The 8,402-nt window shown below is 41.0% G+C and carries 8 protein-coding genes; 4 read left to right on the top strand and 4 right to left on the bottom strand.

Annotated features, from left to right (window positions below):
• The 3 genes from C1642_RS19920 to C1642_RS18035 all read right to left on the bottom strand — a co-directional run.
• A partial coding sequence (locus C1642_RS19920; protein ID WP_228153984.1) for an MFS transporter occupies positions 1 to 522 on the bottom strand: 522 nt, incomplete at its 3' end.
• Positions 523 to 555: 33 nt separating this feature from the next.
• A complete protein-coding gene (denD, locus tag C1642_RS18040; RefSeq protein ID WP_103236699.1) occupies positions 556 to 1,527 on the bottom strand; it encodes a D-erythronate dehydrogenase in 972 nt (323 codons plus the stop codon).
• 210 nt (positions 1,528 to 1,737) lie between these two features.
• A complete protein-coding gene (locus tag C1642_RS18035) occupies positions 1,738 to 2,673 on the bottom strand; it encodes a LysR family transcriptional regulator (protein WP_103236698.1) in 936 nt (311 codons plus the stop codon).
• Between the two features lie 111 nt (positions 2,674 to 2,784).
• Between C1642_RS18035 and C1642_RS18030 the strand changes: the two genes are divergently transcribed.
• The 3 genes from C1642_RS18030 to C1642_RS18020 all read left to right on the top strand — a co-directional run bounded on the left by C1642_RS18030 (position 2,785) and on the right by C1642_RS18020 (position 7,429).
• On the top strand, positions 2,785 to 3,960 hold the full coding sequence (locus tag C1642_RS18030; RefSeq protein ID WP_002133474.1) for a fumarylacetoacetate hydrolase family protein: 1,176 nt from the start codon (positions 2,785 to 2,787) through the stop codon (positions 3,958 to 3,960).
• An 87-nt stretch (positions 3,961 to 4,047) separates the two neighbouring features.
• Positions 4,048 to 5,835 carry an IlvD/Edd family dehydratase gene (locus tag C1642_RS18025; RefSeq protein WP_000999643.1) on the top strand — a complete coding sequence of 596 codons (1,788 nt, stop codon included), beginning with the start codon at positions 4,048 to 4,050 and terminating at the stop codon, positions 5,833 to 5,835.
• A 16-nt stretch (positions 5,836 to 5,851) separates the two neighbouring features.
• Positions 5,852 to 7,429, top strand: coding sequence for an aldehyde dehydrogenase (NADP(+)) (locus C1642_RS18020; RefSeq protein WP_103236697.1), 1,578 nt, complete (start codon positions 5,852 to 5,854; stop codon positions 7,427 to 7,429).
• A gap of 78 nt (positions 7,430 to 7,507) precedes the next feature.
• On the opposite strand, the gene C1642_RS18015 is transcribed toward C1642_RS18020, so the two are convergent.
• A complete protein-coding gene (locus tag C1642_RS18015) occupies positions 7,508 to 8,128 on the bottom strand; it encodes a TetR/AcrR family transcriptional regulator (protein WP_001278391.1) in 621 nt (206 codons plus the stop codon).
• A 166-nt stretch (positions 8,129 to 8,294) separates the two neighbouring features.
• Here C1642_RS18015 and C1642_RS19915 point away from each other — a divergent pair.
• On the top strand, positions 8,295 to 8,402 hold a 108-nt coding region (locus C1642_RS19915; protein ID WP_228153988.1), incomplete at its 3' end, for a hypothetical protein.

Raw genomic sequence — 8,402 nt, 5'->3', positions numbered from 1 at the left:
GGTATTGCCCCATTGCATAAGGCCGACCGAAATTGGCGCTCCAATAATTTGGGCAATTGGTAACCCTAAATAGAATGTCGCGAAGACACGGGCACGATATTTAGCAGGAAACCATAAGGTTAAATAAAAAATAACCCCCGGAAAGAAACCCGCTTCTGCAATACCCAGTAAAAACCGTAAAATAATAAATTGGGTACCACTATGGATAAATCCCATAAGCCCGGCAATAATTCCCCAAGTAATCATGATTCGGGCAATCCAGATCCGTGCACCAAACCGATGAAGTAAAACATTACTCGGTACTTCTGCAATAAAATAACCCAAGAAAAATACACCCGCCCCTAAGCCAAAAATAGTTTGGGTAATTCCAATTGCATCATTCATATGTAGCGCAGCAAAACCAATATTGGTTCTGTCTAGAAAGGCCATAATGAATAAAATAATAAGAAACGGGATGATTCGACTCGAAATACGCTTAATTGTCTGCTCTTCGAGAGCAGTGACATTTTTGATATCTTCCATAATAACTCTCACATGAATTGGCGATCACTGCCATTAATTTTGGGTATCTTCTATATGTGCCTGAATGATGCTTTCAAAATTCTCATCTGCTTGGAAACCTAAAGATTCGGCATATTCAGCTTTCACTTGAACTGGCCAACTTTGAACAATCCTTTGAATCGTTTTATCTTCTTGCCACTGCACTAAATCAGTTGCTTGTTTACCGGCAACTTTTTCAAGTGCCTCAAGCATTTGTTTAACGGTAACGGTCAATCCTGGTAAAGGAATAATTCGGTTATCTTGGAGTGCCTCTGAAGAAATTGACGCAGCCTTAATCATTGACTCAACACAGCGTCGTGGTGAAGTAATGAAAACCGGAGTATCTGGCGGGACTGGACAAACTGCCGTTTCCCCTTTTAAAGGCTCGCGGATAATTGAGCTAAAAAATGTAGAGGCGGCTTTATTAGGCTTACCCGGACGAACCACAATCGTCGGTAATCTTAAAACACGGCCATCAATAAAGCCTTTACGCGAATAATCTGAAACGAGCAATTCTCCTACTGCTTTTTGCATACCGTAAGAGGACTTTGGTGTAACCACCGTATCATCTGTCACAACTTCTGGTAATTGACCACCAAATACAGCGCAGCCACTCGCAAAAATGACTCGAGGCATTGTTTGTTTTTTTCTTAATTCTTCTAATAAATTTAAAAGGCCATAAAGGTTTACATCCATTCCCAAGTCAAAATCAGCCTCTGCTGCCGAACTCACCACAGCAGCCAAGTGCCAAACAACATCGATATTTTCTGTGATGTTTGCGACTGTGGTTTTGTCGGTAATATCCCCTATAATCACCTCAATCTTAGGGTCTTGCGGTAAATCATCACCAGCAAATGCATCAAACAAAATAATTTTATCGATAGGCTTAGCTTGTTTACCGTCTAAAGTCAGGCTTCCGGTTTTTAAAATCTCTTTGGCAATTTGCTTTCCAATAAAACCCGTGCCACCAGTAATTAACACATTCATACAGGGATCCTTTCCTAATTCTTATTCACTTAAAGATTTTTAATCATCATGAATTAAACGATAAGGAGTCCCTGCAATAATTTCCAATGAATAATTTCTAAATATTGATAACTTTTTAATATCAGTTTTATGATGAAACTTTGACTAAATTAAGTAAGCTTTCTTTTAATTTAAAAGCCCCAAGTCTTCTATGTCTTGAGGCTGAAGACTTTACTTACGTTTTGCATTTTTAAGTAAAATATTGATAAATGCTGCGGCTATATCAGACACTGGTTCATCTTTACGTGTCAAAATTCCATAATCTTGAGCATCTAAAATCAGGTCTGTTTCTAAAATCTGTAGCTGTCCTTCTTTCACCTGATCAATCACCATTGCTTCTGGCAACATGCCTACCATAGGCGCCCCTTTTAAGATCTGTAAAAAGGTCTGCATCGACATGGTATTTACCGTATTTAAAGGAATTTTGACTTTAGCTCGGGCGAATGCACCTTCCATACGCTCCCGAATGGGTGTGCCTTTAGGATAAAGTACCCACGGCCATTTTAATAATTCTTCTAATGTACAAAACTTTTTCTGGGCACATGGGTGCGCATTATTGACAACAATACAGAATGGTTCAGGGCCTAAAGGCTGGAAATCGAAAAACTGGCTTTGCGTCACATCGGTAAAACGGCCTATAGCTAAATCTAGAGTATGTTCACTCAACATTTCCATTAAATGGTCACTGGTCTGTTCAACAACATCGATAGAAAGTAGCGGCCATTGTTTCTTAATTTCGATAATTGAGTTTGGAATTACCACGGCGGTTGCTGCAAATATTCCCCCTACTTTTAAAAACCCATGTCCACCCAACCGTAAAATCTCGATGTCTTCGACAAAATGCTTTGCGTCATTCAAAACACGCTGTGCATAACGAATGACATGTTCACCCAATGCCGTTACGGGCATATTTCGTGGCAGTCGCTCAAAGACCTGAAACCCAAGAAGGCCCTCAATTTCCTTTAGCATTTTACTTACAGCAGGTTGACTTAAATTCATCTGCTCGGCAGCCAAGTGCATGTTATTGGTTCGAGCTAACGTCTCTAACAAAACCAAGTGCTTGAATTTAAGCCAGTTATTTAAACTTGCATAAGTCAAATCTGCCATTTTTAAAATCCCTTTTTGATAACTACAGGTTATTAATAATTAAATTATTACGATTGGTGTTTATTAAATAAGAAACATATCATGATTTCAAATAAAAGAAGGATGCTTTAAATGAACTTTACGTTAAATTCCCAGAACTCATTACCAGATGATGCAACTCAAGGATGCTTAATTGGCCGTGCGTGGATTCCAAGTCAAATCTCGGGTCCATCCCCTATTATTTTAAGAGGCAATCAAGTTTTTGATATCTCGGAAAAATTTCATACTATTTCAGAGTTACTTGAAAGTGCTGATCCTTTAAAAGCTTTATCTGAAATTGAAGGAAGACAAGTTGGTTCAATTGATGAGTTATTTGCCAATACTGTCGCCGAACCAGATACTAACAAGGCGTACTTTTTAGCCCCAATTGATTTACAAGTAATTAAAGCAGCAGGTGTTACCTTTGCTGCAAGCATGTTAGAACGTGTGATTGAAGAACAAGCCGGTGGCGATGCACAAAAAGCTCAATCGATTCGTGAAGTTGTACAAGGCGTAATCGGTGATAATTTAAAAACAATCGAACCCGGTTCTGAAAAAGCGCTACAACTCAAAGAATATTTAATCGAACAAAAAATGTGGTCTCAATATCTTGAGGTGGGTATTGGTACAGACGCCGAGATTTTTACTAAAGCCCCTGTTTTAGCAGCTGTAGGCACGGGACAAAATATTGGTATTCATCCAAAGTCTGAGTGGAATAATCCAGAGCCGGAAGTCGTATTAGTTGCCAATAGCCAAGGTAAAATTTTAGGCGCGACTTTAGGTAACGATGTGAATTTACGGGACTTTGAAGGCCGTAGCGCTCTCTTGTTAAGTAAAGCGAAAGATAACAATGCATCTTGTGCGATTGGCCCATTTATTCGTCTTTTTGACCATACTTTTACTTTAAATGATATTCGTACTTGCGATGTTGAACTGCAAATTCAAGGCACCGATAACTTTGTGTTAAATGGTGTGAGTTCTATGTCGCAAATTAGCCGAGATCCTGAAGATTTAATTCAACAAACTCTTAATGAAAACCATCAATATCCAGACGGTTTTGTTTTGTTCTTGGGTACTTTATTTGCACCGACTCAAGATCGAGAACAAGCTGGGGCTGGCTTTACCCATAAAGTTGGAGATGTCGTCCGTATTCATTCGCCTAAACTTGGTACTTTGTACAACACGGTTATGACCAGTGATAAAGCAACACCGTGGAATTTTGGAATAAATGCTTTGATGCGTAATTTGAAGCAGCGTGAATTACTATAATTTTCACGTATTATCGATCGGTTGAATTGCAAGATTCATTCCGTAAATAAACTAAATTTCAAAAAGTATGAGTGAAAGGATCAAAAAATGAATGATCAAAATAAACGGATTTTTTTACGTAGCCAAGAATGGTTTGATGATCCTGAACATGCCGACATGACCGCTTTATATGTTGAGCGCTACATGAATTATGGTTTGACCCGCGCCGAGTTACAATCAGGTCGCCCGATTATTGGAATTGCACAAACCGGTAGTGATTTGACCCCATGTAACCGTCATCACAAAGAACTTGCTGAACGCGTTAAAGCGGGTATTCGAGACGCGGGTGGTATTCCAATGGAATTCCCCGTCCACCCGATTGCAGAACAAACCCGTCGTCCAACTGCTGCACTTGACCGCAACTTGGCCTATTTAGGTTTGGTTGAAATCTTGCATGGTTATCCGCTTGATGGTGTAGTGCTGACCACTGGTTGTGACAAAACTACTCCTGCATGTTTAATGGCAGCAGCCACAACAGATATACCTGCAATTGTGTTGTCTGGTGGGCCAATGCTAGATGGTCATTTTAAAGGTGAGTTAATTGGTTCCGGCACTGTGCTTTGGCATGCAAGAAACTTACTTGCCACTGGTGAAATTGACTATGAAGGGTTCATGGAAATGACCACTTCTGCTTCACCTTCAGTCGGGCATTGCAACACCATGGGCACTGCACTTTCCATGAATGCTTTGGCAGAAGCGTTGGGTATGTCTTTACCGACATGTGCAAGTATTCCGGCACCATATCGTGAACGTGGGCAAATGGCCTATATGACCGGCAAAAGAATATGTGAAATGGTTTTAGAAGATTTACGTCCTTCTAAAATTATGACCAAACAATCTTTTGAAAATGCAATCGCAGTAGCCTCAGCTTTAGGTGCCTCGAGTAACTGTCCTCCTCACCTCATTGCAATTGCCCGTCATATGGGTATTGAGCTAAGTTTAGAAGACTGGCAACGTGTGGGTGAAAACATTCCGCTCATTGTGAACTGTATGCCGGCGGGTAAATATTTGGGTGAAGGTTTCCACCGTGCGGGTGGTGTTCCTGCCGTTTTACACGAATTACAAAAAGCTGGTGTATTACACGAAGATTGTGCATCGGTTAGCGGTAAAACAATTGGGGAAATTGCCAAAAATGCAAAAACCTCAAATGCAGATGTCATTTTCCCTTATGAACAACCTCTTAAACATGGTGCCGGTTTTATTGTGCTCAGCGGCAATTTTTTTGACAGTGCCATTATGAAAATGTCTGTAGTGGGCGAAGCATTTAAAAAAACCTATTTATCAGATCCAAACAATGAAAATAGCTTCGAAGCACGCGCAATCGTTTTTGAAGGTCCCGAAGACTATCACGCACGTATCAATGACCCTGCCTTAAACATTGATGAACATTGTATTTTAGTCATTCGTGGCGCAGGTACGGTGGGTTATCCGGGTAGTGCTGAAGTCGTCAATATGGCTCCACCAGCGGAGTTAATTAAAAAAGGGATTGATTCACTGCCTTGCTTAGGAGATGGCCGCCAAAGTGGAACTTCTGCCAGCCCATCTATTCTCAATATGTCACCCGAAGCGGCGGTAGGCGGTGGAATTGCCTTACTTAAAACCAATGACCGTTTACGTATTGATTTAAATAAACGTTCTGTCAACGTGCTCATTTCTGACGAAGAGTTAGAACAACGCCGCCGTGAATGGAAACCGACGGTATCTCCATCTCAAACACCTTGGCAAGAAATGTATCGCAACATGGTAGGTCAATTATCTACTGGTGGTTGTTTGGAACCCGCAACTTTATATATGCGAGTCGTAAACCAAGACAACCTTCCAAGACACTCTCATTAATTTCAGGATATTTGTTATGACCATTATCGGACACAACTTTATTGGCGGTTCGCGCAGCGCACAAGGTACAACCTTATTAAAAAGCATTCATGCTACGACTGGTGAAGCTCTGCCTTATGAGTTTCACCATGCAACCGAGCAAGAGATTAATCAGGCCTGTGAAGCAGCCAGTCAAGCGTTTAAGACTTATCGTCATACATCACCTGAACAGCGTGCTACTTTTTTAGAAAATATTGCTGATGAACTCGATGCTTTGGGTACAGATTTTCTTGAAATTGTCTCACAGGAAACCGCTTTGCCACTTGCACGTTTACAAGGTGAACGTGCCCGTACCAGTGGGCAAATGCGTTTATTTGCCAAAGTGCTGCGCCGTGGTGATTTTTTAGGTGCCCGTATTGATACCGCTTTGCCTGAGCGCCAGCCTTTACCTCGCCCAGACTTGCGTCAGATTAAAATCGGTGTTGGCCCTGTGGCAGTCTTTGGGGCAAGTAACTTTCCTTTAGCATTCTCAACTGCGGGTGGTGACACTGCTTCGGCACTGGCAGCAGGTTGCTCTGTAGTAGTGAAAGCCCATAGTGGACATATGGCCACAGCAGACTTTGTAGCGCAGGCAATTGAGCGTGCCGTAGAAAAATCAAATATGCCTAAAGGTGTATTTAACATGATCTACGGTAATGGCGTGGGTGAACCACTGGTTAAGCACCCTTTAATTCAGGCTGTGGGTTTTACCGGTTCATTACGTGGTGGACGAGCTTTATGTGATATGGCCGCAGCCCGTCCACAACCGATTCCGGTGTTTGCAGAAATGAGTAGTATTAACCCGATGTTGATGTTGCCTGATGCCTTAAAAAACCGTGGAGAAAAAATTGCACAGGACTTGGCAGATTCAGTAGTTTTAGGCTGTGGTCAGTTCTGTACTAATCCGGGTTTAATCTTGGGTATTAAATCAGCTGAATTTAGCCAGCTTATTAGCAACCTGACTGAAATTATGGGGGCTAAGCCTGCACAAACTATGCTCAATGCCGGCACCTTAAAAAGTTATACCGCTGGTCTTGAGCACTTAACCGAGCATCAAGGCATTAAGCATTTGGCAGGTCAGGCTCAACAAGGCAATCAGGCGCAACCGCAACTGTTTAAAGCTGATGTTGAATTATTGCTGGCGGGTGACCAACTTCTGCAAGAAGAAATCTTTGGGCCAACCACAGTCATCATTGAAGTTGAAGATAAAGCCCAACTCATTCAGGCACTACAAAGCATGAATGGGCAACTGACTGCGACTTTAATTGCCGATGAAGCTGACTTAACCGAGTTTGCAGATGTAGTTCCTGTATTAGAAGAAAAAGCTGGGCGATTACTTATAAATGGCTACCCAACAGGTGTTGAGGTGTGTGATGCGATGGTACACGGCGGGCCATACCCAGCGACCTCTGATGTACGAGGTACCTCAGTCGGAACCTTGGCCATTGACCGTTACTTAAGACCTGTGTGTTACCAGAACTATCCGCAAAGTTTATTACCGGAAGCCTTAAAAGACAGCAACCCATTGCAGATTTTAAGACTGGTCAATGGTGAGATGACTAGAGAAGCGATCTAAGAATAAAAAGAGACCACGAGTTGGTCTCTTTTTTACTTCTACATTTAGGTTTTTTAAGGAGGTATAAGTTCCTTAATATCAATCTAGTTTGTAATTAATATTTTTTAAAAATAAATCAACAGCATATTCAACCCAAATACTAATTTCATCAGCTGAGATTAAATAATCAGGATGAGTCAAACATTTTAAGTGGGCATCACTTCTTAACAGTGATAAAAATATATTTGCTGCGACTTCCGAAGAAGATGTTAATTCAATTTCTCCTTGTTTAACCGACTTTTCAAGATAACCTGCAATAATATTTGCCAGACGTTGTGGTCCCACTTCAAAGAACTTTTCGGATAATTCCGGGAACCTTACAGCCTCTGCAATACAGACTCTAAAAAAAGCCAAACCTGAATGCGATAAGATAAAGCACAGATAAGTTTTCCCAATTTCGGTTAAGGCTGAACGTAAATTTTTGGCTTTTGTCTCGACCGACATAATTTGTTTTTGCATGTTGGTACATTGACGTTCAATGACCGCAGCAAACATCGCTTCTTTATTTTTAAAACAACCATACATGGTCGCTTTTGAAACGCCCGCTTCTTTTTGAATCATATCTGTGGTTGTTCCACTAAAACCATGGATCAGAAAAAACTTTGTTGCTGCATCCAGAATTTTTTGATCTTTCTCATTCGTTTTAGTGCAATCAGACATACGACCCTACAAACATATTTAGCAATTTCATTCTTAGTGTAACTCATCGAAAAGTTCAAAATCGAGAATTGACGTAAATTTAATAAGATAGTAGAGTACCGATCGGTACAGTTGAGCTTAATCACCGCTATAAGCATTAAGCTCATTTTTAAATTTAAGGTAAAAGATGAATATACGACCACTCATCGGTTTGGCAGGTGCAATTTTTGCAGCCATGACTGTCGAATTTAATAACCGAATTAGCAGCATTACCTTGGTCGATATTCGCGGTGAG

Source organism: Acinetobacter sp. AKBS16, from assembly GCF_002899995.1.
Lineage (GTDB): Bacteria > Pseudomonadota > Gammaproteobacteria > Pseudomonadales > Moraxellaceae > Acinetobacter > Acinetobacter baumannii.
The sequence above is the reverse complement of the archived record's forward strand: the minus strand, read 5'-3'. Positions and strand labels throughout refer to the sequence as shown.

Bases quoted from the DNA above. Each gene is read 5' to 3' on its own strand.
- denD (WP_103236699.1), bottom strand. From the start codon at position 1,527: ATGAATGTGTTAATTACTGGTGGCACGGGTTTTATTGGAAAGCAAATT.
- C1642_RS18035 (WP_103236698.1), bottom strand. From the start codon at position 2,673: ATGGCAGATTTGACTTATGCAAGTTTAAATAACTGGCTTAAATTCAAG.
- C1642_RS18030 (WP_002133474.1), top strand. From the start codon at position 2,785: ATGAACTTTACGTTAAATTCCCAGAACTCATTACCAGATGATGCAACT.
- C1642_RS18025 (WP_000999643.1), top strand. From the start codon at position 4,048: ATGAATGATCAAAATAAACGGATTTTTTTACGTAGCCAAGAATGGTTT.
- C1642_RS18020 (WP_103236697.1), top strand. From the start codon at position 5,852: ATGACCATTATCGGACACAACTTTATTGGCGGTTCGCGCAGCGCACAA.
- C1642_RS18015 (WP_001278391.1), bottom strand. From the start codon at position 8,128: ATGTCTGATTGCACTAAAACGAATGAGAAAGATCAAAAAATTCTGGAT.